The organism is Pseudomonas sp. NPDC077451, from assembly GCF_044543345.1.
GTDB lineage: Bacteria > Pseudomonadota > Gammaproteobacteria > Pseudomonadales > Pseudomonadaceae > Stutzerimonas.
Window position 1 is genome coordinate 24513 of the sequence record NZ_JBITVX010000018.1, and the last position, 23799, is coordinate 48311.

General features: G+C 62.8%; 20 protein-coding genes and 1 pseudogene. 14 read left to right on the forward strand and 7 right to left on the reverse strand.

All coding sequences use genetic code 11. The annotated features are described in order from the left end of the window. Positions 1 to 51 precede the first annotated feature (51 nt). Positions 52 to 1305: a sensor domain-containing phosphodiesterase gene (locus tag ACIGHL_RS20235; protein ID WP_128119539.1), complete on the reverse strand. Its 1254-nt coding sequence runs from the start codon at positions 1303 to 1305 to the stop codon at positions 52 to 54. Positions 1306 to 1861: 556 nt separating this feature from the next. Here ACIGHL_RS20235 and ACIGHL_RS20240 point away from each other — a divergent pair. Genes ACIGHL_RS20240 through ACIGHL_RS20250 form a run of 3 tightly spaced genes read left to right on the forward strand, consistent with a single transcriptional unit; the run spans position 1862 to position 6005 of the window. Beyond that, positions 1862 to 3439: an MFS transporter gene (locus ACIGHL_RS20240; protein ID WP_128119585.1), complete on the forward strand. Its 1578-nt coding sequence runs from the start codon at positions 1862 to 1864 to the stop codon at positions 3437 to 3439. Then, positions 3436 to 4620, forward strand: a complete 1185-nt coding sequence (locus ACIGHL_RS20245) for an HlyD family secretion protein (RefSeq protein ID WP_128119540.1) — start codon at positions 3436 to 3438, stop codon at positions 4618 to 4620. The genes ACIGHL_RS20240 and ACIGHL_RS20245 overlap by 4 nt, the downstream gene beginning before the upstream one ends. Continuing rightward, positions 4617 to 6005: an efflux transporter outer membrane subunit gene (locus ACIGHL_RS20250; RefSeq protein ID WP_241509040.1), complete on the forward strand. Its 1389-nt coding sequence runs from the start codon at positions 4617 to 4619 to the stop codon at positions 6003 to 6005. Before ACIGHL_RS20245 ends, ACIGHL_RS20250 begins: the two co-directional genes overlap by 4 nt. Before the next feature lie 227 nt (positions 6006 to 6232). Here ACIGHL_RS20250 and ACIGHL_RS20255 read toward each other — a convergent pair whose 3' ends face one another. The 4 genes from ACIGHL_RS20255 to ACIGHL_RS20270 all read right to left on the reverse strand — a co-directional run bounded on the left by ACIGHL_RS20255 (position 6233) and on the right by ACIGHL_RS20270 (position 10267). Further along, entirely contained in the window at positions 6233 to 7627 is a 1395-nt protein-coding gene (locus ACIGHL_RS20255; protein ID WP_128119541.1) for a PepSY-associated TM helix domain-containing protein, read from the reverse strand. Positions 7628 to 7848: 221 nt separating this feature from the next. After that, a complete protein-coding gene (locus tag ACIGHL_RS20260; RefSeq protein ID WP_128119542.1) occupies positions 7849 to 8235 on the reverse strand; it encodes a DUF2946 family protein in 387 nt (128 codons plus the stop codon). 61 nt (positions 8236 to 8296) lie between these two features. Continuing rightward, positions 8297 to 9142 carry an exodeoxyribonuclease III gene (gene xth, locus ACIGHL_RS20265; RefSeq protein WP_128119543.1) on the reverse strand — a complete coding sequence of 282 codons (846 nt, stop codon included), beginning with the start codon at positions 9140 to 9142 and terminating at the stop codon, positions 8297 to 8299. 216 nt (positions 9143 to 9358) lie between these two features. Continuing rightward, positions 9359 to 10267 carry a LysR family transcriptional regulator gene (locus ACIGHL_RS20270; RefSeq protein ID WP_216706932.1) on the reverse strand — a complete coding sequence of 303 codons (909 nt, stop codon included), beginning with the start codon at positions 10265 to 10267 and terminating at the stop codon, positions 9359 to 9361. A 115-nt stretch (positions 10268 to 10382) separates the two neighbouring features. Here ACIGHL_RS20270 and gcl point away from each other — a divergent pair, with 115 nt between their 5' ends. The 6 genes from gcl (at position 10383) to ACIGHL_RS20300 (ending at position 18278) form a co-directional block, all read left to right on the forward strand. Then, positions 10383 to 12164: a glyoxylate carboligase gene (gcl, locus tag ACIGHL_RS20275; RefSeq protein WP_216706933.1), complete on the forward strand. Its 1782-nt coding sequence runs from the start codon at positions 10383 to 10385 to the stop codon at positions 12162 to 12164. 205 nt (positions 12165 to 12369) lie between these two features. Next, positions 12370 to 13152 carry a hydroxypyruvate isomerase gene (hyi, locus tag ACIGHL_RS20280; protein WP_128119545.1) on the forward strand — a complete coding sequence of 261 codons (783 nt, stop codon included), beginning with the start codon at positions 12370 to 12372 and terminating at the stop codon, positions 13150 to 13152. A 193-nt stretch (positions 13153 to 13345) separates the two neighbouring features. After that, entirely contained in the window at positions 13346 to 14236 is an 891-nt protein-coding gene (locus tag ACIGHL_RS20285; RefSeq protein ID WP_128119546.1) for a 2-hydroxy-3-oxopropionate reductase, read from the forward strand. Positions 14237 to 14581: 345 nt separating this feature from the next. Next, the gene (locus tag ACIGHL_RS20290; protein ID WP_128119547.1) at positions 14582 to 15853 is read left to right on the forward strand and encodes a glycerate kinase type-2 family protein; all 1272 of its coding nucleotides are present in this window, start codon (positions 14582 to 14584) and stop codon (positions 15851 to 15853) included. A 51-nt stretch (positions 15854 to 15904) separates the two neighbouring features. Beyond that, positions 15905 to 17320 carry a pyruvate kinase gene (gene pyk, locus ACIGHL_RS20295; RefSeq protein WP_128119548.1) on the forward strand — a complete coding sequence of 472 codons (1416 nt, stop codon included), beginning with the start codon at positions 15905 to 15907 and terminating at the stop codon, positions 17318 to 17320. Between the two features lie 73 nt (positions 17321 to 17393). Beyond that, a complete protein-coding gene (locus ACIGHL_RS20300; RefSeq protein ID WP_128119549.1) occupies positions 17394 to 18278 on the forward strand; it encodes an urea transporter in 885 nt (294 codons plus the stop codon). Positions 18279 to 18281: 3 nt separating this feature from the next. On the opposite strand, the gene ACIGHL_RS20305 is transcribed toward ACIGHL_RS20300, so the two are convergent. Next, the gene (locus ACIGHL_RS20305; protein ID WP_128119550.1) at positions 18282 to 18506 is read right to left on the reverse strand and encodes a DUF2188 domain-containing protein; all 225 of its coding nucleotides are present in this window, start codon (positions 18504 to 18506) and stop codon (positions 18282 to 18284) included. Positions 18507 to 18787: 281 nt separating this feature from the next. Between ACIGHL_RS20305 and hmpA the strand changes: the two genes are divergently transcribed. The 5 genes and pseudogenes from hmpA (at position 18788) to pncB (ending at position 22256) form a co-directional block, all read left to right on the forward strand. Continuing rightward, a complete protein-coding gene (hmpA, locus tag ACIGHL_RS20310) occupies positions 18788 to 19966 on the forward strand; it encodes an NO-inducible flavohemoprotein (RefSeq protein WP_216706934.1) in 1179 nt (392 codons plus the stop codon). Between the two features lie 59 nt (positions 19967 to 20025). Beyond that, on the forward strand, positions 20026 to 20259 hold the full coding sequence (locus ACIGHL_RS20315) for a hypothetical protein (RefSeq protein ID WP_045429252.1): 234 nt from the start codon (positions 20026 to 20028) through the stop codon (positions 20257 to 20259). 239 nt (positions 20260 to 20498) lie between these two features. After that, positions 20499 to 20657: pseudogene (locus ACIGHL_RS20320) on the forward strand (con-10 family general stress protein); the annotation flags it as partial. A 191-nt stretch (positions 20658 to 20848) separates the two neighbouring features. Continuing rightward, entirely contained in the window at positions 20849 to 21028 is a 180-nt protein-coding gene (locus ACIGHL_RS20325; protein WP_128119552.1) for a hypothetical protein, read from the forward strand. Positions 21029 to 21056: 28 nt separating this feature from the next. Beyond that, complete coding sequence (pncB, locus tag ACIGHL_RS20330) at positions 21057 to 22256, forward strand: nicotinate phosphoribosyltransferase (protein WP_216706935.1); 1200 nt, start codon at positions 21057 to 21059, stop codon at positions 22254 to 22256. A gap of 5 nt (positions 22257 to 22261) precedes the next feature. Here the strand turns inward: pncB and ACIGHL_RS20335 are convergent, their stop codons facing one another. Further along, a complete protein-coding gene (locus ACIGHL_RS20335) occupies positions 22262 to 23452 on the reverse strand; it encodes a GGDEF domain-containing protein (RefSeq protein WP_216706936.1) in 1191 nt (396 codons plus the stop codon). Positions 23453 to 23799: the final 347 nt, after the last annotated feature.

Genomic DNA, 23799 nt, shown 5'->3' on the forward strand with positions numbered 1-23799 from the left:
GGCCGACTGACAGGACACCAGACGGTTTACACCTGTCAGTCGCGGCCTCGTCTAGGTCTGCTGGCTGCCACCCAGCGGCCCAGGGCGGCCGAGCAGATAGCCCTGCGCCTTGGTCACCTGAAGCTCGCGCAGGATTTCCAGTTCGGCCTCTGTCTCGACGCATTCGGCGACGATCTTGCAGTCGGTCTCCTGACCGAAGCGGATCAATGCCGACGCCAGCGCCCGGCAGTCGCGGTTGCTGTCGATGTTGCGGATCAGGCTGCCGTCGAGTTTGATCACGTCCGGCTTGAGCTTGAGGATGTGGCGAAAACTCGCATAGCCAGCACCTGCATCATCCACCGCCAGCAGCAGGCCCTGCGCGCGCATGGGTTCGAGCGCTTCGGCGATCAGGTCATAGTCGCGCACCGACGCGTGCTCGGTGACCTCGAGCATCAGCCTGTCCAGGGGCTGGCCGTCCAGCAGGGTTCCGAGTGCCCCGGCGAGGATGGTTTCCGGCGAGACGTTCAGCGACAGGTAGCGGTCCTGGCGAATGCCACTCAGGCCTTTCAGGGCTTCCTGGACGAGCGCCATTTCCAGTTCGCATTGCAGACCGACCTGCTCGGCCTCGCCGAACCAGAGATCCGGGGTACGTTGTGGTTCGCCGGAGAATCGCGCCAGCGCTTCGTAGCCCACCACGTCGTTCTGCCTCACATCCACGATCGGCTGATACACGACGTTGTACGCCTGTTCACTCAGCACGCTGTTGATGCGCGCGAGCCGCTCCTCCTGTTCGCGCTGCTCCTTGGCCTGAGTCTCGAGCAACCGGCCGGCAAAATCGGCGAACAACCGCAGGGTATCCAGATCACGTTCGTTCAAGGTGCCGTCAGGCTTGGAACTGAAGCAGCAGAAGGTGCCGTACAAGCGACCATCGCTGAAACGGATCGGCACGCTGATATAGGCGCTGATCGACAATATCTCGGTGATGGGCAGCGCCACCGCTTCGGGCAGTTTGCTGGTGTCGGGGATCAGCTGCGGCAGCCGGCCATCCACCACCCGCTGGCAGTAGCTGTCTGAAAGAGGATCGGAGCCGCCCACACATATCGGCGGCGGATCGCTACGACCGCTTACATGGCGGAACACGCGAAAGCCCTGCACCATCTCGGCGACGAACGCGACATCCATGCCCAGGTGCGAACGCACTGAGCGCAACGCTTCGCAGAGCATGTCGCCCACCGTATGGCCCGCTGTTTCCAGGTCCCGCAGCATGGCCGCCGGGTCGCCGCCCCGCTCGAATGCCTCGGGTCCCAACCGAACGTTCTGCAGCATTCACACCTCCGGTGAAATAGCCGTTTCGTTTCGACGGCTCGGGTTGACGGTCCTTATCCAGCGGCGAGCACAAATGCGCCCCGCTGCATCGTTGAGACCTTTGGCCAGTGTTGTTGGTTTCTGGCGACTCGCCTGAGTTTTCCGGACGAAGGGCCCCCCGCAGCGTGCTTCTAACGTCGATTTGCCTGGTGCTGAACGTCCTGAACCGGTCTGGCCTGCATCCCGGCGGCTCCATCGATTGGCTGAATAGCTGTTGATCACAAACAGCCACGCCTTAGCAGCACGCAGCCGCCTAGCTCGAAGAGACCCTCAAACATAGCCAAGTTGCCGTCCCCGTCCGTTCATGTAACGGACCAGCTGCACGGCCGTCGCCGAGAGCAGCGGCACCATGCTTTGCCAAGTGTGACCAATCATTTCACGCTAAAGATTGTCCCAAGGGAGTAGCCGCCGCCCCGATGCGGCGCTCCGATCAGTTCAAACCGCCCTTCGAGCCTTGCCTACGATGCCGCAATACCTCGCCCCCGTTCCTCGCTGGGAACCCGAAGAACGCCCCTCGATGCCGGGCTCGCCGGCGATCCTGCTGCATCCCATGCCGCTGCGCATCGCCTATGCCTGTGTTGCCGTACTGGTCGGCATCACCGGCGGGCTGGGCAACGCACTGTTCATCGCCAACCTGCCGAGCATTCAGGGCGATCTGGGCCTGACGCCGTCACAGGCGGCCTGGCTTCCGGCTGCCTATTTCATGGTCAGCGTGTCGGCCAACCTGCTGATGATCAAGTTTCGCCAGCAGTACGGCCTGCGCCGCTTTGCCGAGATCGGCCTGACGCTCTACGCATTGCTGAGCATCGCGCATGTTTTCGTCGAAGGCTTTGAGATGGCCGTTTTCGTCCGCGCAGCCAGTGGCCTGGCCGCTGCGACCACCTCCTCCCTGGGCCTGTTCTACATGCTGCAGGCGTTTCGCAAGGTCGATCTGCCCAAGGCGGTGATCCTCGGCTTCGGCATTTCCCAGCTGGGCACACCCCTGGCCTGGCTGATGTCCCCTGCGCTGCTGGTGATGGGCGAATGGCATCGCCTGTATGTGTTCGAAAGCGGTCTGGCGCTCTGCTCGCTGGCCGCCGTGGTGGTGCTCAAGCTACCGCTGGGCGAGCGCATCAAGGTGTTCGAACCGCTGGATTTCCTCACCTTCGCCCTGGTGGCTCCCGCGCTGGCGTTGATCGCGGCGGTGCTGGCCCAGGGTCGCATCCTCTGGTGGACGGAGGAGCCCTGGCTGGGCTACGCCCTGATTGCCGCGCTGCTGCTGTTCTGCGCCGCCTTCATGATCGAACATCACCGGCGCAACCCGTTGTTGCACACACGCTGGCTGGGCACTGCCGAGATGCTGCGCTTCGCCTTCGGCGCGCTGGCGTTGCGACTGCTGCTGTCCGAACAGACCTACGGCGCGGTGGGCCTGCTGCAAACCCTCGGCATGGGCACCGAACAGCTGCAGCCGTTGTACGCGGTGATCCTGCTGGGCCTGGTCATGGGCATTGCCGGCAGCGCGATGACCTTCAGCCCGACCCGGGCCTTTCCGCAGATTCTGTTGTCGATCGTGCTGATTGCCATCGCCAGCTTTCTCGATATCGATGCCACCAACCTGACCCGTCCACACGACATGTTTCTCAGCCAGGGCCTGCTGGCCTTCGCCAGTGGCATGTTCCTCGGTCCGCTGCTGATCACTGGAATCGGCCGCGCGCTGCGCAACGGACCGAACTATCTGGTGACGTTCATCGTCTTGTTCACCATGACCCAGAGCCTCGGCGGCCTGGCCGCACCAGCGCTGTTCGGCACCTATCAGGTGATGCGTGAGAAGTACCATTCCAGCCACCTCACCGAACAGGTGGTGGCCGGCGACCCGCGGGTTGCCGGACGCTTGCAGGCCCAGAGCCAGGCGCTGATACCGCGCCAGAACGACCCTCGGCTTCGCCAGGCACAGAGCGCGGCGCAGTTGAGTCAAGCGGCCACGCGAGAAGCCAACGTGCTGGCCTTCAATGATGTATTCCGGCTGATCGGCATGCTTTCCATCGGCGTGTTCGGCTGGACGCTCTATCGCACCCTGCGCATTGCGCAGCAGAACAGGAATTCCGCCTCTCCATGAGCGAACGCACCCAACCCGAGGAACAGCAAAGCCTGCAGCCGGCCCAACCCACGCAGCCTTCTGCGGCTGCGACCGACGCGGGACCGACCCCGGACGATCCGCCAAAAACCATCAAACCGAGCCGCCGATCGGTGATCCTGATGGTGCTGGTAGCGCTTATCGGCGTCCTGGCGATCCTTTATGCCTGGCAGCTCTGGCCGTTCACCGGCCGCGTGGCGGTCACCGAGAATGCCTATGTGCGCGGACAGATCACAGTGCTGGCGCCACAGGTCAGCGGCTATGTCACCGAGGTGCTGGTGCAGGACTTCGAAGAGGTTGCGCAAGGCCAGCCATTGGTGCGCATCGATGATCGTCAGTACCGCCAGCTGGTCGAACAGCGCAGGGCCGAGCTTGCAGCGCGCCGCTTCGAGCTTGAGAACCTGGCGCAGACCCTGGCCTCCAACCGGGCGACGCTGGCCGCCCGCCGCGCCGAATTGGCCGCTGCCGAAGCGGAGCTGAAACGGGGCCTGGCGGATGAAAAACGTGTCAACGAGCTGGCCGAACGGGGTTCAGTCTCGATCCGCGAGCGTGATCAGATCCGTGCAACCGCTCGCGCCGACTCGGCCCAGGTGCAACAGGCGCGGGCGGCCATCGACATCGCCGAACAAACGCTGAAGGCCAGCGAAGTCTCACGCGGCGGGTTGCAGGCACAGGTAGAAATCGCAGAGTCGGCGCTCAAGCGCGCGCAGATCGATCTGGACAATACGGTAATCGACGCACCGCGCGACGGGCAGGTCAGCGAGGTCACGGTGCGCCAGGGCCAATACGTGACGGCCGGCTCGCAGCTGCTGTACCTGGTGCCGGAGCAGCTCTGGGTAATCGCCAACTACAAGGAGACCCAGACGTTCGCCATGCGTCCCGGCCAGCCGGTCGAGATTGAGGTCGATGCGCTGGATGGGGCTCGTCTGCGCGGCCATGTACAGCGCCTGGCCCCTGCCACCGGTTCGGAATTCAGCGTGCTTCGCCCGGACAACGCCACCGGCAACTTCACCAAAGTGGTTCAGCGCGTGCCGGTACGCATCTCCATCGCCCCGGATCAGCCGCTCGCCAAGCGGCTGCGCCCCGGTCTGTCGGTGGTGACTCATGTGGACACCGGCGCCACAGAGGCAGCGGAGCGATCCACCGCGGACAGCGCGCAATGAGCGGCCTGGTCCGCGCCCTGCACCGGCTGATGCCAGGTCTGCTGCTGGTTACGCTGGCCGGCTGCATGCCGCCTCGGCAGCCGCTTCCGCCTGAAGCCGCGCTCACCCCACCGGCAGAATGGCGGGAACCGGGATCGAACATGGCCGACGTGTCCGCGACCTGGTGGCAGGCGTTCGGTGATCCTCAGCTGACGGCGCTGGTCGAGGCGGCACTGGCGTACAACACCGAGGTGCTGAGCGCCGCCTCTCGCGTGGAACAGGCACGTGAACAGATCCAGCTATCGCGGGCCGCGCTGCTGCCATCGCTCGACGCGGCGCTGGGAGCGCAACGCACCCGCGAACTCAGCGTTCTGGGCATGACCCATACCACGGCCGTGCAGCCGTCATTGCAGGTGTCCTACGAAGTCGACCTCTGGGGACGGCTACGGCGCTTGAAGGAAGCAGCGCAACTTGAATATCGCGCGACCGAGGCCGAGCGCGACGCCGTCAGGTTGGCAGTGGCAAGCACCACCGCCCGAACGTATGTGTCGCTGCTGTCGTTGGACCGCCAGCTGTACGTCACACGTGAAACCGTCGACTCCCGCCGAGAGGCGCTGCGCGTCGCCGAGGACCGCGCAGCCCTCGGCTACACCTCGCAGCTTGAGCTGACCCAGGCGCAATCGGAATACGAAGCCGCCGCCGAATTGCTGCCGCAGCTGCAGCAGGCCATCCGGGAGCAGGAAAATGCCCTGCGCCTGCTCACCGGCCGCTTCCCAGGGGACGTGGAGCGCGGCGCCGGGCTGCTGGCCATCGAGCCGCCTCCGGTGCCGGGCGTGCTGCCTTCGGAGCTGCTGCGCCGCCGCCCGGACATCCAGCAGGCCGAGCTGCTGCTCGCGGCCAGCAGCCTGAACCTGCAAGCCCAGCGTGACCGATTCCTGCCGCAGGTGCAGCTGTCTGCCAGTCTCGGTCGGCTGTTCGTCAACTCACTCGATTACGACCCGGTGCGTGTCTGGGATCTCGGCGCCAGTGTGCTGGCACCGATATTCGATGCTGGCCGCCTGGAGGCAGGCGTGAACATCGCGGTCGCCCAGCGCAACCAGGCGGCCTTCGCCTACCGCGCCGCGGCGCTGGACGCCTTCAGGGGAGTGGAGAACAGCCTTTCGGCGGTCAGTAACCTGCGCCAGCAGCTCGCGCGCGTCGCGGCTCGCCGCGCCGTACTCGAGCGTTCCCTGACCTACGCCGAGGACCGCTACCGCGCGGGCTATTCGTCGTACCTGGAGACCCTCGATGCCCAGCGCAACCTGTTCAATACCGAACTGGCGGCCGTACAGCTCCGCGAGAGCCGGCTCAATGCGCTGATCAGCCTTTACCAGGCATTGGGCGGTGGCTGGCAAGCCGAACTCTGATCAGAGGCACTGAGCTGAGGGCTCAGCGGTTGAGGATCGACCCGTCAAATGCGTTGGAGACCGGCGCAGTGATCGACGCCGGACGTCCAAGCAGATAGCCCTGCCTGGATCCGCGCCTTGCGGGTGCGGACCCTGAACAGTTGGCCGGATACTACTGATACAAATGGCCATGCTGTGATTTCGGCGACGGCCGGCTCTAGACCGCGCCTGTTGCTCTATCGCTATGCTCAGGCATCCCGCCGGACCACACCGGGCTCTGTACGCCGGGCAACCACTGCCACCAGATCAACCACTAGAAACAGCAGAAGACTGCCGCCCAGCACCGGCAGGCAGTAGCCGAACAACAGCGCTACGGTGGCCGTGACCCAGCGAGCACGGGGCGACAGCTTATGCATCGCCTGGACTATCCCCTGCCCGCCAACTCGACGTGGCATACGACGTCGCCACCACATCAGATAACCGAAAGCCACCAGCACCGCCAAGCCGAGCGCGGTGGCGGCCAACAACAGCTGATTAGCCAGACCGAACAGCGACCCCATATGCGCATCGATGCCCCAACGCGTCAGCTTGGCGGCGACAGGAAAGCTCGCGAAATCGGTGCGATCGGTGATCCGCAGCGTGCGCGGATCGACGGCCACGGCGTCCACCTGGGTGGGCCAGCTGCGGTCGATCTCGGTCACCGTCCAGGCACGATTCGGCCCGGCGGCGGGCATGATTTCGACCTTGCCAGCGTCTATGCCGCCCTCACGTGCGGCGCTGAGCACGCTATCGAACATCTGCGGTTCAGCGGTTCGTGCCACCGGCATGGCCATCCCGGTGTGGTGCGCGTGTTCTCCCGCCGCTGTCACCGCTTCGCCATCCAGCGCCGTGGACACGCTCGGCGTCGACATGCCCAGCGCCGCCCGCGCGACGCCGATGTTGTCGCCCGCCCAGCGCGACCAGGTCAGCCCCGTGGCGGAGAAAAACAGCAGCCCGATCAACAGGCACAGCCCCAGTGTGGAGTGCCAGTGCCTCAACCCTTTTGAGCGCGTACCCGAGGCGCGCCGCCGCCTGATGATCCACAACGCGAAACCGCCCAGCGCCGCCACCCACAACCAGGACGCCGCCAGTTCGCTGTACAGCCTCCCCGGTTCGCCGAGCAGCAGACTGCGATGGAACTGGTCGAGCCAGGTACGCAACGGCAGCACGCCACTGGTGCCGTAGACGAGCAAGTCACCGCGGATTTCAACGGTCACGGGGTCGATGAACACCGCGCGACTCTCTGACTCGCCCAGCTCTGACGACTTGAACATCACCCGTGTGGTGGTGCCCGGTTCCGGCGCCGGGCGCACCGCCGACAGCGTCGCCGCTTCGCCGACATGGGCCTGGGCAATCTCGATCTGTCGTGCCAACGGTTGCGGCGTGCCGGTGCTGTCGGTGTACAGCTGCTCGGCATAGAGCCGATCTTCCAGTTGCGGTGTCAGCGCGTAGACCAGGCCGCTCAGCGCAGCAACGAAGATAAAAGGGCCGACCAGCAGCCCGACATACAGGTGGAGACGAATCAACAGCGCCAGCAACGGGTGCTGCGTGTGGGAAACCAGGGGTGGCGCCTCGGGGCGGGCGCCAGCGGTACTTGAAGTCATGACTATTTACTCGATCAAAACGGCAGCAGCTTCTCTGTAGGAGCCAGCTTGCTGGCGATCAATGGCACTGTAATGGATCGGGATCGCGAGCAAGCTCGCTCCTACAAAGGCGGGACCGTATTTTCGCGCTGCCGGCCGGGACGTAGCCTGCAGCAAGGGCCAGCAATCAGCGGCGGCACGCATACGCGACCGCCGATGGCGGTCAGATCAGGGGTTATCGATCAGGCGAGCGGGGATGCGCGGGGATTCAGTGCAGGCCAACGGTAACGCGGCGACAGCTGCGGCGCAGTTGCTGTGGGCAGGCTGCCGGCCCGCACCAGATGAGGTTGATGGAGCACCGGCGAGCCGGTCGTAATCGCAGCGAGAGATTCCGAACCCGCCGCACAGCAGCAGGGCATCCCCTGGTGATGACTGGGCTTGGGTATAGATTCATCGACGTGGGCGTGCTGGACGTGGCCGGTGTGATGCTGGCTGGCCTCGGCCATTGGGCAATGCCCGCCCGTACCGTCCATTCCTTGCATATGCGCGGCCATCAGCGGCATCGCGAACAGATGCAGCAGAACGGCAAAGGCCGCTATCCAGATAGGCGCACGACTAGGGCGACGCATGACGGGCAAGCTCCAGCAGAAGCGGAAAGCGCCAGGCGCGTTGAGCGCTGGCGCGGTGAGTTTACTTGGTTGTCTTGGCTTTGCTGCGTTTGGCTGGCTTTTCCTGCACAGCCTTGCCGCTCGCCTCGCCTTTTAACGTGATCCAGGTCGGCGCGTGGTCGCTGGCATGCTCCTGGTCACGCACCCAGCGATCGACCCCGGCATCGATCAGCCGTGGCGCCAGATCGGCGCTGAGTAGCAAGTGATCGATGCGCAGGCCGGAGTTCTTCTGCCAATGCTGGCGAAAGTAGTCCCAGAACGTATAGATGCGCTCGTCCGGATACTTGGCACGCAGTGCGTCGGTCCAACCCTGCGCCAGCAGCCGCTCGAAGCATTCGCGGCTTTCGGGCTGCAGCAGTGCGTCCTTGGTCCAGGAGCGCGGGTTGTAGATGTCTTCGTCAGTGGGAATTACGTTGTAGTCACCTGCCAGCACCACCGGATGACCGCTGGAGAACAAGCCGGCGGCGTGCTCGATGAAGCGCTCGAACCAAGCGAGTTTGTACTCGAACTTCGGCCCCGGCTGCGGATTGCCGTTGGGCAGGTAAAGGCAGGCGACGATCACGCCATGGGCGGCAGCCTCAAGGTAGCGGCTGTGTGTATCGTCCGGATCGCCCGGCAGGCCGCGGCGGATTTCCAGCGGGTCGTCGCCCTTGGACAGAATCGCCACGCCGTTCCATGACTTCTGCCCGTGCCAGATGGCGCCGTAGCCGGCCGCACGGATGTCATCGATGGGGAAATCGGCGTCCTGCGCCTTCAGCTCCTGCAGGCAGACCACGTCCGGCTGTTCGCGCTCCAGCCATTCGAGCAAGTTGGTCCGACGGGCACGGATGCCGTTGATGTTGAAGGTGGCAATTTTCAGGGAGTCCACGGGTAGCCTCGCGCCGATTCATGACCCTTGTTGTGACTCGTCACGGGGCAGCGGGGTTCGCCGTGTTCAATTACCTCTACACCCGTCACATGCGTGTGGCCCCCCGGTGGGCTGAAGCCCACCCTACAGATCGGAGTGGTACGAAACCCGCCCCACCCATAGATCGACACACGTAGGGTGGGCTTTAGCCCACCAGGCGGTGCGTGGAGGTTTGACTCAACGCACTTCCCAGTAGCCTGGCGCGTTGTAGATCTGCTTCAGATAATCGATGAAGAAGCGGACCTTGGCCGGCAGATAGCGCTGCTGCGGATACACCGCCTGGATGTCATAGGCCGGCAAGGCGTACTCGTCGAGCACCGTCACCAGCTCGCCGCGCTTGAGTTCGGCCTGGATCTCCCAAGTCGAGCGCCAGCCGATCCCCAACCCCTGCTTGACCCAGTCGAACAAGAGCTCGCCGTCGTTGCAGTCGAGGTTACCGTCTACTCGCACCGCTACCTGCTTGCCGTCACGCAAAAAGGTCCAACCGCGCTGCTGCCCGCCTTGCAGGTTGAACGCCAGACAGTTGTGTCGCGCCAAGTCCTCCAGGGTGCGCGGCACGCCCTGCCGCTCGAAGTAGTCGGGCGCGCCACAGACCACGCGGCGGTTGGGAAACAGCTTGATGGCGACATAGTTGGGATCGGTCACCTCGCCGATGCGGATGCCCATGTCGTAACCGTGGCGCACCAGATCGACCACGCTGTCGGTGAAGTTGAACGACAGCTGCAGGTCCGGGTAGCGCGCCTGAAAGGCTGGCGCGTGCGGCCCGATATGCCGGCGACCGAACGCCGCCGGCGCCGAGACCACCAGATGCCCACGCACCGAGGTGCCGTGGTGGCTGATGCTGGCATCGGCTTCCTCGAAATCCTTAAGCAGCCCGCGGGCGCGCTCCAGGTACTGCTCGCCAAGATCGGTCAGCGCCAGCCCGCGCGTCGAGCGGTGCATCAGCTTGACGCCCAGGTGCCGCTCCAGCGCATCGAGCCGGCGGCCCATGACCACCGGCGTTACGCCTTCCTTCAGCGCAGCGGCGGCAAAGCTGCCGTTTTCAGCGACCAGCACGAAGCTGTGCAAGGTTGTGTAGCGATCCATTCGATACTCCTGATATCGACAGAAGTGAAGTTTCTGCCAATTCCCTCGTTCCAGCCAGCCCTTCATGCTTGGGCCACGTATAAAAACTATCGAGTTACCGAAGAGGACACGACCCATGGCCCGAATGAGAGCAATCGATGCCGCAGTGGCGGTGTTACGCAAGGAAGGGATTGATACCGCCTTCGGCATCCCTGGTGCCGCGATCAATCCGTTGTATTCCGCCATGCGTGCCGACGGCAGCATCCGTCACATTCTGGCTCGCCACGTCGAAGGCGCTTCGCACATGGCCGAGGGTTACACCCGCACCAAGGCCGGCAACATCGGCGTGTGCATCGGCACCTCGGGCCCGGCCGGTACCGACATGATCACCGGCCTTTACTCGGCCTGGGCCGACTCGATACCGATCCTCTGCATCACCGGCCAGGCGCCGCGTGCTCGCCTCTACAAAGAAGACTTCCAGGCTGTGGACATCGAGTCCATCGCCAAGCCGGTGACCAAGTGGGCCGTGACCGTGCGTGAGCCGGCACTGGTGCCGCGCGTATTCCAGCAGGCCTTCCACGTCATGCGTTCCGGCCGCCCCGGCCCGGTATTGATCGACCTGCCGTTCGACGTGCAGATGGCCGAGATCGAGTTCGACGTCGACACCTACGAGCCGCTCTCGGTCTACAAGCCGGCCGCCACCCGCAAGCAGGTCGAGAAAGCCATCGACATGCTCTGCGCTGCCGAGCGCCCGCTGATCGTCGCTGGCGGGGGCATCTATAACGCTGGTGCCGAAGCCCTGCTGGTGGAGTTCGCCGAGACCGTGGGCGTGCCGGTGATCCCGACCCTGATGGGCTGGGGCTCGATCCCTGATGACCACCCGCTGATGGCCGGCATGTGCGGGCTGCAGACCAGCCACCGCTACGGCAACGCCAACATGCTGGCCTCGGATTTCGTGCTCGGCATCGGCAACCGCTGGGCTAACCGCCATACCGGCTCGGTGGACGTCTACACCAAGGATCGCACCTTTGTGCACGTGGATATCGAGCCGACCCAAATCGGCCGGGTGTTCTCGCCGGACTTCGGCATCACTTCCGATGCGGGCGCCGCACTCGAGCTGTTCGTCGAAGTCGCGAAGGCGCGCAAGGCTGCCGGCCAGCTGCCGGATCGCACGCCGTGGGCCGCCGACTGCCAGGAGCGCAAGCGGACAATGCTGCGCAAGACGCACTTCGACTCCGTGCCGATGAAGCCGCAGCGCGTGTACCAGTGCATGAACAACGCGTTCGGCCGTGACGCCTGCTACGTCAGCACCATCGGCTTGTCGCAGATCGCCGCCGCGCAGTTTCTGCACGTCTACAAGCCGCGCCACTGGATCAACTGCGGCCAGGCCGGCCCGCTCGGCTGGACCATTCCGGCAGCGCTGGGTGTGGTCGCCGCGGACCCAACGCGCAAGGTGGTGGCGCTTTCGGGCGACTACGACTTCCAGTTCATGATCGAGGAGTTGGCCGTGGGCGCGCAGTTCAAGCTGCCCTACATCCACATCCTGGTGAACAACGCCTACCTCGGCCTGATCCGCCAGGCGCAGCGCGGCTTCGAGATGGATTACTGCGTGCAGCTGGGCTTCGAGAACATCAATGCCGACCACAGCGGCATGGAAGGCTACGGCGTGGATCACGTCGCGGTGGTCGAGGGCCTGGGCTGCAAGGCGATCCGCGTGTTCAAGCAAGAAGATCTGCGCCCTGCCATCGACCAGGCCCAAGCCTGGATGGCCGAGCATCAGGTGCCAGTGGTGATCGAGGTAATCCTCGAACGTGTAACCAACATCGCCATGGGCACCGAGATCGACGCCATCAACGAATTCGAGGCGCTGGCTGAAGGCCGAGAAGACGCACCGACCGCGGTCGCGTTGTTGGATTAATGGAAGACGCACCGCCCGTAGGAGCCAGCTTGCTGGCGATCCCGAGCGCCATTGCCTGCTGATCGCCAGCAAGCTGGCTCCTACGAAAAGCGCGACACAAGGGCTCTATCACGAAGACCCGTAGGGTGGATATCGCGAAGCATATCCACCAAAAACGTAGCACCGACGTACCGAACCGATCCCTACAGATCACAAGGAGATACCTATGCCCCGTTTCGCCGCCAACCTGTCCATGTTGTTTACCGAGCTGGACTTCCTCGACCGCTTCGCCGCCGCAGCCGAAGCCGGCTTCAGCGGTGTCGAGTACCTCTTTCCCTACGACTACCCGGCCGAAGAAATCAAGGCACGCTTGGACGCCCACAACCTGACCCAGGTGCTGTTCAACCTTCCAGCCGGCGACTGGGCCAATGGTGACCGCGGTATCGCCTGCGATCCCGAGCGGGTCGAGGAATTCCGTGCGGGCGTCGACAAGGCCATCGCCTACGCCAAGGTATTGGGCAACAGCCAGATCAACTGCCTGGCCGGTATCGCACCCAAGGGCGCCGACCTCGGCAAGCTGGACATGACCTTTATCGAGAACCTGCGCTACGCGGCGAAGAAGCTCGAAGCGGAGGGCATCCGCCTGGTCATGGAGATGATCAATACCCGCGACATCCCACGCTTCTTCCTCAACAACACCTCGCAGGCGTTGGAGATCCGCGACAAGGTCGGCAGCACCAACCTGTTCCTGCAGTACGACATCTACCACATGCAGATCATGGAAGGAGACCTGGCGCGCACCCTCGAGAACAACCTGGCAGTGATCAACCACGTGCAGTTGGCGGACAACCCTGGCCGCAACGAGCCAGGCACCGGCGAGATCAACTACCGCTTCTTGTTCGAGCACCTGGACCGCATCGGTTACCAGGGCTGGGTCGGCTGCGAGTACAAGCCCGCCACCACCACTGCGGCCGGCCTCGGCTGGCTGAAGAGCCACAACGCGATCTAATAAATAGCCGAAAAACGTAAGCGAGGCAGGCAAGACGAGGCGAAGGAGGCCGAAGAAGCGGACCGGGCTCGCGTGCGAGTTTAGTTTTCTAAATGAGCATTCTGACCGGGCTGGCGCCCCAGGCCGAGTTCAACGAAGTATTGCCAACGCAGGTAGTTTTTCAGCAACTAGAACGAATTTGAGGAGAATTATCATGGCTAAGATTGGATTTATCGGCACCGGCATCATGGGCCTGCCCATGGCTCAGAACCTGCAGAAGGCGGGCCACAGCCTTTTCGTTTCGACTCACCACGATGCGGCGCCAGCAGCTCTGCTCGAAGCGGGCGCCGTTGGCCTGGCCAACCCGAAGGAAGTCGCGCAGGAAGCCGAGTTCATCATCGTCATGGTGCCGGACACCCCGCATGTAGAAGACGTGCTGTTCCGTGAAAACGGCATCGTCGAGGGCGTCGGCCCGAACAAGCTGGTGATCGACATGAGCTCGATCTCCCCCAGCGCCACCAAGGCGTTCGCCGAGAAGATCAACGCCACCGGCGCCCAGTACCTCGACGCGCCAGTATCGGGCGGTGAAGTCGGCGCCAAGGCCGCGACGCTGTCGATCATGGTCGGCGGCAGCGAGGAAAGTTTTGCACGCGCCCTGCCGCTGTTCCAGGCGATGGGCAAGAACATCACCCTGGTCGGCGGCAACGGTGACGGGCAGACCGCCAAGGTCGCCAACCAGATCATCGTCGCGCTGAACATCCAGGCGGTTGGCGAAGCCCTGCTGTTCGCCGCGAAGAACGGCGCCGACCCGGCCCGTGTCCGCGAAGCGCTGATGGGCGGTTTTGCCGGCTCGAAGATCCTGGAAGTACACGGCGAGCGCATGATCAAGGGCACCTTTGATCCGGGCTTCCGCATCAGCCTGCACCAGAAGGACCTCAACCTGGCATTGGCCGGCGCCCGCGAGCTGGGCCTGAACCTGCCCAACACCGCCAACGCCCAGCAGGTGTTCAGCACCTGCGCGGCCATCGGCGGCAGCGGCTGGGACCATTCGGCGCTGATCAAGGGGCTGGAGCACATGGCCAACTTCTCGATCCGCAAGGACTAAACAGAAACCTCAGCCTTCGAGCACGTTGCGCCGAGCCAAGCGCCCCACCTTCAGGGACAGACAGACCAGGTGGTGGGAACCGCAACACTTGGCGCAGCGATGCTCAAAGGGTCGGATTGGAGTTGCATGGGGTCGGAATCACAGCGTCCCCCACAACCTCAGCCCTGCGCATCTGCGATCCGATCGCTGCCCTCGGGCGGCACCCTTTCGACCTGCTCGGCACGAGGAGTCACGGCCTGACTGCCGGGTGGGTCGATTCCAAACCTTAGGACTTGCCTTTTGTACTTGCATAACCGAGCCCTAAGGTCTGGAATCGGGCACCTGACCTAATAGATGGAGTTGTACATGAACCTCGACCCGCAAGCCTTCCTGCGCGACCTGTTCACCGCCGCCATCGATGCCGCCCATCCACGCCAGGTACTGGCCGACCATTTACCGGCCGACCGCAGCGGCCGCGCAATCGTCATCGGAGCAGGCAAAGCGGCAGCCGCCATGGCCGAAGCCATCGAAGCGGTATGGGAAGGCGAGCTCTCCGGCCTGGTGGTGACGCGTTATGGTCATGGTGCCAATTGCCGCAAGATCGAGGTGGTCGAGGCCGCGCATCCGGTGCCGGATGATGCTGGCGAGCGCGTTGCCCGACGCGTACTGGAGATGGTCAGCAACCTCGAGGAAAGCGACCGAGTGATCTTTCTGCTTTCCGGCGGCGGTTCCTCACTCCTGGCACTGCCAGCCGAAGGCATCAGCCTTGCCGACAAACAGGCGATCAACAAGGCGCTGCTGCGCTCCGGCGCGCACATTGGCGAGATGAACTGCGTACGCAAGCACCTCTCGGCGATCAAGGGTGGCCGCCTGGCTAAAGCCTGCTGGCCAGCCAGCGTCTATACCTATGCCATCTCCGACGTGCCGGGCGACGAAGCGACGGTGATTGCCTCCGGACCGACCGTGGCGGACCCAACCACCTCGGCCCAGGCGCTGGCGATTCTGGCGCGCTACAACATCGAGATACCCGAAAACGTGCGCGCCTGGCTCGAGGATCCCCGGTCAGAAACCGTCAAAGCGGACGATCCATGCCTGTCGCGTAGCCATTTCCAACTGATCGCCAAGCCGCAGCAATCCCTTGATGCGGCGGCCGAAAACGCCCGTGCAGCCGGCATCACGCCGCTGATCCTGGGTGACCTGGAAGGCGAAGCGCGCGAGGTGGCCAAGGTCCACGGCGGCATTGCCCGTCAGGTGGTGCTGCATGGCCAGCCAATCACCCCGCCCTGTGTGATCCTCTCCGGCGGTGAAACCACCGTGACGGTGCGCGGTAACGGCCGCGGCGGCCGCAACGCCGAGTTCCTCCTCGGTCTGACGGAAAACCTCCAGGGGCTGCCCAACGTCTATGCACTGGCAGGCGACACTGACGGCATCGACGGTTCGGAAGACAACGCCGGCGCCTTGATGACCCCGGACAGCTATAGCCGCGCCGAAACCCTTGGCCTGAAGGCCGCCGACGAACTGGCCAACAACAACGGCTATGGTTACTTCCAGGCGCTCGATGCGCTGCTGATGACCGGGCCGACACGGACCAACGTCAACGATTTTCGCGCCATCCTGATCCTGCCGTCGTCCCGCTAGCGGGGCACCGGCATGCACGGTCCATAACCACAACTGCCGATAGAGCCTGCCATGACACCCGACAAGAAGGTCAAGATTCTCGCCACCCTGGGCCCTGCCACGCGCAGCATCGATGATGTGCGCGAGCTCGTGGAAAACGGGGTCAATCTGTTCCGCCTCAACTTCAGCCATGGCGAGCACGCCGACCATGCCGAGCGCTTCGGCTGGATTCGCGAAGTGGAACGTCAGATGAATCAGCCGATCGCCATTCTCATGGACCTGCAGGGGCCCAAGCTGCGCGTCGGTCGTTTTGCTGAGGGCAAGGTGCAGCTCAAGCGCGGTCAGGCGCTGCGCCTCGACCTCGACCCGACGCCGGGCGACATCAGTCGGGTCAACTTGCCGCATCCTGAAATCATCGATGCCCTGCAGCCCGGCATGAGTCTGCTGGTGGACGATGGCCGGCTGCGCCTGACGGTAACTGCCAAGCACGCCGACGCGATCGACACGCGGGTGGTGGCTGGCGGCGAGCTGTCCGATCGCAAGGGTGTAAACGTGCCCGAAGCGTTGCTGGAGCTGAGTCCATTGACCGAAAAGGATCGTCGCGACCTGACGTTTGGTCTGGAGCTGGGCGTCGACTGGGTGGCGTTGTCCTTCGTCCAGCGTCCGCAGGACATTCACGAAGCCCGCGAGCTGATCGGCGACCGCGCCTTCCTCATGGCCAAGATCGAGAAGCCTTCAGCGGTACAGCACCTGCGAGAAATCGCGCGTCTCTGCGACGCGATCATGGTGGCACGTGGCGATCTGGGCGTCGAAGTGCCGGCCGAAAATGTCCCGCGGATCCAGCGCAACATCGTCCGCACCTGCCGCCAGCTGGGCCGACCGGTGGTGGTCGCGACGCAGATGCTCGAATCGATGCGTTTCTCACCGGCGCCGACTCGGGCCGAGGTCACCGACGTGGCCAATGCCGTGGCTGAAGGCGCCGACGCGGTGATGCTCTCGGCGGAAACCGCATCCGGCGAGTACCCGCTGGAAGCGGTGAGCATGATGAGCAAGATCATCCGTCAGGTGGAAAGCGGCCCGGACTACCAGGCTCAGCTGGACGTCAATCGGCCAAGCGCCGAGGCCACCCTGCCCGATGCGATCAGCTGCGCCATTCGCCGTATCAGCGGCATCCTGCCGGTTGCGGTGCTGGTCAATTACACCGAATCAGGCCGCTCCAGCTTGCGCGCTTCGCGGGAGCGACCGGCCACGCCAATCCTCAGCCTGACGCCGAATCTGACGACCGCACGCAAGCTGACCGTGGCCTGGGGAGTTTATTCGGTGATCGACGCACGCATGTACGACATGGAGCAGGTCTGCCTCAACGCGCTCGAACTGGCGCGTGCCCAGGGCATGGCGGGCACCGGCGATACCGTCGTGATCACCGCGGGCGTGCCGCTCGGCCAATCTGGCACGACCAACTCGCTACGTATCGAAACGCTCAACTAACCCGCCCAGCGAAGCTTGCGCCGGTGGATTCGCACTCCATCGGCACAGGCCTGCGCGCCCTTCCGACGTGCCCATGCACCTTCATCTCATTTATCTGATCCGCTCGACACTCAACGGCATCAGCCAGGTCTTTTTGCAGCGCCATCTGGGCTGCGGCCTGCTGATCCTCGTTGCGATCGGCCTGCATGATCGCGCGCTGCTGGCCGGCGCCCTGCTCGGGCTACTCAGCGGCACCTGCATGGCATGGCGGCTCGGTTATTCGCGTGACGATATCGAAAGCGGCTTGTACGGCTACAACGCGGCGCTGCTGGGGCTGTTGATCACCCTGATGCTTGGTCTTGTGCCGCTGGCCTGTCTATTGACGATCCTGTCTGGCGCACTGTCGACTCCCGTGCAGCACCACCTGCTCAGACGTATGCGCGAGCGGCGTAGCCTGCCGGGCTTCACCCTGTCCTTCGTACTGTTGGGTTGGTTGGCGATGGGAGTCTGTGGTGTTCTGGATGGCGTCGTTGAGGCGCGCGTCCCCGAACACCAACTGGGTGGATGGGGTGCGCTGGGCGGAATAGTGAAAGGGCTGGGTCAGGTGCTATTTCTTGCAGATCCGCTTGCAGGACTGTGCCTGTTTGCGGCGTTGCTGCTGGCTGATCGACGCGCTGCAGCGTGGGCGCTATGCGGCTCGGCGGTTGGCATTTACGTAGCCTTGCTGACCGGCGCCTCCGAGCCAACGGCCCTGGCCGGGCTGGCTGGCTACAACCCGGCCCTGGCAGCCTTGGCGTTGAGCCAGGTCCACCGCTCGCCACTGGTGCCAGCGCTGGGCATCGGCTTGGCGATCATCTTCCGACTGCTTTTCGATCAGCTCGGCCTGCCGCCGCTGACCATGCCCTTCATCCTCGCCTGCTGGGCAGTCACGCTGGGCAAACGCCAGCATCAGGGCCGAGGCGGGTTGCAGCCGAGCTGAACCTTAACCCTTGGTGGCGCGAGGGTCCTGGTCCCGCGGGTAGGTCCGTTCCTCTTCGATTTTGCCTTCTAGGGTGTGGATCTTCACCGAGGCGGTGCGCAACTTCATGTAGTCGCGGGTCTCGTTGATGATGTCTTCCTTGGTCGCCGCCTCGAGCAGCGCGCGCTTGTCGCCCTCCTCGCGCAATACCCAGCGATCGTCATCATGCGTGATGTGGTAGTTCTCCATGTTGCCCTCCGTCATTCAGCGATAGTCGAAGTTATAGAACGCTGCGGTTGCTGACCGTTCGATCGGTCGCTGCTGGCACGTGAATACTGGGTTCAATCTACCCCGCCGGGTTCGATAAACCCAGATAATCGGGGTAAAAACAACCATCACTGCTCTATGGCCCTTGATTCCGGTCAATTTCAGCCTGGAACGATTATTGAAACAGCATGGATACCTGTCCCGGTTGCGTGGTCACCACGTCGCCTTATGAGAGACAGCCTTATCGATGACTGGAGCCTTCCATGCTTTGCGCCGAACACCGTGCCCTTATCACCGCCACCGTCCCGTTGCTGGAAAGCGGCGGCGAAGCCCTCACCGATCATTTCTACAAACTGATGCTGGCCGAATACGCAGAGGTCCGCCCGCTGTTTAACCAGGCGCATCAGGCCAGTGGTGACCAACCGCGTGCGCTGGCCAATGGTGTGTTGATGTACGCCAAACACATCGACCGCCTCGATCAGCTCGGCGGCCTCGTCTCGCAGGTGGTCAACAAGCACGTCGCCTTGCAGGTGCTGCCAGAGCACTACCCCATCGTCGGTTCGTGCCTGCTGCGAGCAATTCGCGAGGTACTTGGCGCCGATGTCGCCACGGACCCGGTCATCGAGGCCTGGGGTGCCGCCTACGAGCAGCTCGCCGATATTCTCATCGGGACTGAAGAGGCGCTCTACAACGCGACAGCCGAGGCGCCTGGTGGCTGGCGTGGAGCGCGGCGCTTCCGGGTCGCACGCAAGGTAACCGAGAGCAGCGAAATCACCTCTTTCTATCTGGAGCCGGAGGACGGCGGTCCGGTGGTTGAGCACAAACCAGGGCAATACATCAGCCTGCGTCTGCTAATCGATGGGCAGGAGATCCGCCGCAACTATTCGCTATCGGCTGCGAGCAACGGCCGGGACTACCGGATCAGCGTCAAACGCGAACCCGGCGGGGTGGCTTCCAGCGCTCTGCACAGGATGCAGCCTGGCGAGACGCTGGAGCTGTTCGCGCCCGCTGGCGACTTCACCTTGCAACCCGGTGACAAGCCGCTGGTGCTGATCAGCGGCGGCGTTGGTATCACCCCGACGCTGGCGATGCTCGAAGCCGCGATAGGCACCCGCAGGCCGATTCACTTCATCCACTGCGCCCGCAACGCTGAAGCGCATGCCTTCCGCGAAACCATCGACCAGCTCGCCGAGCAGCACGGTCAGCTCAAGCGCTACTACTGCTATGACGAACATAGCGGCGAGGAACAGCAACCAGACGCCATCGGCCTGCTGACCGAAGCACGACTGGACGCCTGGTTGCCAGCCGAGCGCGACCTGGACGCGTACTTCCTCGGGCCGAAACCCTTCATGGCAGCGGTGCGTCGGCAACTGCACGCACTCGGAGTACCGGCTCAGCAGGCGCGGCATGAGTTCTTCGGACCGGCAAGCGCACTGGAGTAAACCCGGACGGGCCAGTCCGAGGGCTGGTCCACTCCCATCACCGACACGAGGAGTTTCCCATGTTCATGCAACCACTCGACTCGCACCGTCTGCTGACTGTCGCCAACTTGTCGATGGCACTGGGAGTGCTGCTGCTTCTGTTGGGCATCGCCGGCGCTTATGTATTTGATGACCACCTGCTGCTCGGTGCGGTGGTGGCCAGCCATGCCTTGGTGATTCTGGGCCCGACCGCGCTGAAGATCGGTTACGTGATGCGTCTGCTGGCACAACGCCAACTTGCATTGGTGGCCTAGCCTGGCGAATGGGGCATCGAAATTGCTGCATGTTAAATAATGTCACTGCCCTTTACCGCTTCGTTGTAGTTGCACTTAGCCATGAATCGTCAGGGGCAACCACTCGTCCGCAGTTCGTTAAAAAACGGAAACTACTGGCCTGCTCCTCGGCTCTGAAATATTGAAGGCTGATGAAGTTGTTCAGCCCCGCAGAAAGTCTTGTCCATTGAGGAGAGTAAGACATGGCAAACAAAAATCCTGGCAACTTTGCAAATGACCGCGAAAAAGCGTCTGAAGCAGGCAAGAAGGGCGGCCATAACAGCGGTGGCAACTTCGCCAATGATCGTGAAAAGGCCTCCGAAGCCGGCCGCAAAGGCGGACAGAATAGCCACGGCGGTGGTCGCAACAGCAACAGCTGATGCTATAGGCACCAAAGGGCAAAGGTAAAACCTTTGCCCTTTTTTGTTGCCCGCTGCTTTTTTATTCGCAACTACTCGAAGTTGAAATGGTGTTTTTTTTCACGACAATAAACCGGCACCAAAACTTCCATTTGCTTGAATCTTCATTCAGCTTCAACAAATAAAAAGCTATCAACCGAGGAACTAGCGATATGAACACTTCTAATCATGGCACCTCGTCAACCAACCCCGGCGATGAAGCAGCGCCAGGGACGCCGGGCACCGGTGAAAATATCTGCCCTGTATGCAACGGTAATGGCCGTACCGATACAGGAGAATGTAAAAATTGCGGCGGCACCGGTAAGGTGATCGAAGGCATCGGCGGAGCCTGATCCCGCCTCCGCAACCAGGAAACAGCCCATGCGTGTCAGCGCCTTCTCCGAACGAATCATCCAGAGCCTGCTGGACACCGACTATTACAAGCTGACCATGATGCAGGCGGTGCTGCACCACTACCCAAACGCCGAAGTGGAGTGGGCTTTTCGCAGTCGATCCGAAGAAGACCTGACACCTTATCTGGCCGCCATCCGGGAACAGCTGGAAGCATTGGCGGAGCTGCGATTCGAACCGCCAGAACTGGCATTCCTTGAACGCATTCCCTACATGCAGCCGGATTTCATCCGGTTTCTCGGGCTGTTCCGCTTTGACCCCCGCTACGTGCGGGTGGAGCTTGAAGACGGCGAGCTGGTGGTCTACCTGCGCGGCCCCTGGCTACATGTGATCCTTTTTGAGGTGCCGTTGCTGGCCATCATCAGCGAGGTCCGCAACCGTGCCCGCTATCCGCAGGTGACGCTGGAGCAGGCCACCGACCGTCTGGAAGAGAAGCTGCAGTGGCTGCGCGACGAAGCCACGCCCGCAGAACTGGCCGGTTTCAAACTGGCCGACTTCGGCACGCGTCGGCGCTTCTCGTTCGGCGTCCAGGCTGCGGTGGTCAAACGGTTGAGCGAGGCGTTTCCCGGACACTTCGTCGGCACCAGCAACGTGCATCTGGCGCGCACACTGAATCTCAAACCCATGGGCACCATGGCACATGAGTGGATCATGGCCCACCAGCAACTCGGCCCCCGACTGATCGATAGCCAGAGCGCGGCTCTGGACTGCTGGGCACGTGAATACCGCGGCGCGCTGGGCATCGCCATTACCGACTGCATCACCATGGACGCTTTCACGGCGGACTTCGATCTGTATCTGGCGAAGCTGTTTGACGGTCTGCGCCATGACTCGGGCGATCCGGTCGAGTGGGCGGAAAAAGCCATCGCCCACTACCGACAGCTGGGCATCGATCCGATGACGCGGCAATTGGTGTTTTCCGACGGACTGGATTTCCCAAAGGCGCTTAGTATCTACCGCGCCCTGGTCGGGCGCAGTAACACCAGTTATGGCATCGGCACTCAGCTGACCTGTGACATACCCGGGGTCGAACCGACCAACATGGTGATCAAGATGACCAGCTGCAACGGTCAACCCGTAGCCAAGATCTCAGATTCACCGGGCAAGACCATGTGCCGGGACGAAGCCTTCGTTAGCTACCTCAAGCATGTGTTTGGGGTGAATCGCTGACCCGCTCAAGCGGCTGATAGAGGCTCTTCGGATAGCTCGCCTGGCGTTTCGAAACATAGGCGGTTGCGCCCGGACGTTTTAGCCAGGTACATCCGTTTGTCAGCCAGGTCCAACAATTCGTCCGCGCTTTCGGCAAAGTCAACGCAACGCTCAGCCAAGCCAATACTGGCAGTGACAGGGCTGCCGTCAGGACGCGCGCCAAGGCCGTCCTTGACCATGCGAGCGAGCGCCAAACGCGCCTGTTCGCGGTCGGTGTCAGGCATGATCACGACGAACTCCTCGCCCCCCCAGCGCAGCAAGCTGTCGGTGCTGCGCAAGCTGGCCAGCATCTGCTGGGTACATTCGCGCAGCACCTGGTCGCCGGCGTCATGGCCGAAGCTGTCATTGATCCGCTTGAAGTGATCGAGGTCGATGAAAGCAACGGCAAGGCCGGTGTCGTGACGTCGTGCGGTGTCCCATTGCAGTTTCAGAATCTCCTGCCCGCTGCCGCGAGAAAAGACGCCGGTCAGCGGGTCTCGAATGGCCTGGCGCACCAGCGCGACCATGAAGGCCAGCTGGCTGAGACTCGCCAGTGACGTGACCCCGGCGATCAGTATCAGCAACCAGAATCCGCCCGCGTAGGAAGGCCAGTTGAGCGTCGTCCACGACAGATAACCGGCCAGTGCGTGCGCCAGAAGCAGGACGGACGCCATGACAAGGTTCTCTAACAAGGTCAGCGGGAATATGGCCAGCCCGGCCATCAGCACGAACGGCAGGAACGCATACCCAGTGGCTACCACTGCCGAGACCTGGGTGAGCTGATAACCCCCGAGCAACGTATGCGAAGCGATATAAAACACGGTGGGAATGGCGAACAGCAGCGCAACTGCCCGATACGCATCAAACAGATTGCCGCTGGGCCGATAGAACAGCAGCAGACAGGCAAAGGCGGCGCAGGCGAGCAAGCGAAAAGTTGCCAGTCCGAGCCAAAGTGGATAGGTAAAAACCATCAGATCGATGATCCCCCACACCGGCGTCAGTACCGCGAAAAGAAACGCGAAAAGCCTGACCCGGTTGACGATCATGGTCGCGCGACGCTCGCTCATCAGCATGGAATGGCGGTGTGGAATGACCAGCTTCATGAACTCAGTGGACCTGAGCTCACTGGGCAGCAGTGTAGCCAGGCGGTTCAGAAGAAGATCGATCAAGGACGGCATTTTTTAAAATCACCCGATAGAACATTGGAGTGGCCGTCCACGTCCTCGTGCCAGCCGCGCCGAATAGTAGCACTTAGCCATTAAAGCGCCGCATCATCCGAAGACCTTTGCTAACCCCGCTGTCAACCGAAGGGCCCGCTAAATGACAACGCCGCATAAAATCCTCATGTTTTATGCGGCTTTGATGGTTAGCGGCCTTTGCCGATCGCTCTATAGCAATACTGTCTTAAAATTTGTAACAAACCGTTTGGCAGCTCCTTTACGCCAGTAATCCGTTCGAGCGACAGCAAATCGCCCGCTAAATGACGCTTTAGAGCGCTTATGTCTTCCTGCATTGCCGACTAGCT

Bases quoted from the DNA above. Each gene is read 5' to 3' on its own strand.
- ACIGHL_RS20235 (WP_128119539.1), bottom strand. From the start codon at position 1,305: ATGCTGCAGAACGTTCGGTTGGGACCCGAGGCATTCGAGCGGGGCGGC.
- ACIGHL_RS20240 (WP_128119585.1), top strand. From the start codon at position 1,862: ATGCCGGGCTCGCCGGCGATCCTGCTGCATCCCATGCCGCTGCGCATC.
- ACIGHL_RS20245 (WP_128119540.1), top strand. From the start codon at position 3,436: ATGAGCGAACGCACCCAACCCGAGGAACAGCAAAGCCTGCAGCCGGCC.
- ACIGHL_RS20250 (WP_241509040.1), top strand. From the start codon at position 4,617: ATGAGCGGCCTGGTCCGCGCCCTGCACCGGCTGATGCCAGGTCTGCTG.
- ACIGHL_RS20255 (WP_128119541.1), bottom strand. From the start codon at position 7,627: ATGACTTCAAGTACCGCTGGCGCCCGCCCCGAGGCGCCACCCCTGGTT.
- ACIGHL_RS20260 (WP_128119542.1), bottom strand. From the start codon at position 8,235: ATGCGTCGCCCTAGTCGTGCGCCTATCTGGATAGCGGCCTTTGCCGTT.
- ACIGHL_RS20270 (WP_216706932.1), bottom strand. From the start codon at position 10,267: ATGGATCGCTACACAACCTTGCACAGCTTCGTGCTGGTCGCTGAAAAC.
- gcl (WP_216706933.1), top strand. From the start codon at position 10,383: ATGGCCCGAATGAGAGCAATCGATGCCGCAGTGGCGGTGTTACGCAAG.
- hyi (WP_128119545.1), top strand. From the start codon at position 12,370: ATGCCCCGTTTCGCCGCCAACCTGTCCATGTTGTTTACCGAGCTGGAC.
- ACIGHL_RS20285 (WP_128119546.1), top strand. From the start codon at position 13,346: ATGGCTAAGATTGGATTTATCGGCACCGGCATCATGGGCCTGCCCATG.
- ACIGHL_RS20290 (WP_128119547.1), top strand. From the start codon at position 14,582: ATGAACCTCGACCCGCAAGCCTTCCTGCGCGACCTGTTCACCGCCGCC.
- pyk (WP_128119548.1), top strand. From the start codon at position 15,905: ATGACACCCGACAAGAAGGTCAAGATTCTCGCCACCCTGGGCCCTGCC.
- ACIGHL_RS20300 (WP_128119549.1), top strand. From the start codon at position 17,394: ATGCACCTTCATCTCATTTATCTGATCCGCTCGACACTCAACGGCATC.
- ACIGHL_RS20305 (WP_128119550.1), bottom strand. From the start codon at position 18,506: ATGGAGAACTACCACATCACGCATGATGACGATCGCTGGGTATTGCGC.
- hmpA (WP_216706934.1), top strand. From the start codon at position 18,788: ATGCTTTGCGCCGAACACCGTGCCCTTATCACCGCCACCGTCCCGTTG.
- ACIGHL_RS20315 (WP_045429252.1), top strand. From the start codon at position 20,026: ATGTTCATGCAACCACTCGACTCGCACCGTCTGCTGACTGTCGCCAAC.
- ACIGHL_RS20325 (WP_128119552.1), top strand. From the start codon at position 20,849: ATGAACACTTCTAATCATGGCACCTCGTCAACCAACCCCGGCGATGAA.
- pncB (WP_216706935.1), top strand. From the start codon at position 21,057: ATGCGTGTCAGCGCCTTCTCCGAACGAATCATCCAGAGCCTGCTGGAC.
- ACIGHL_RS20335 (WP_216706936.1), bottom strand. From the start codon at position 23,452: ATGCCGTCCTTGATCGATCTTCTTCTGAACCGCCTGGCTACACTGCTG.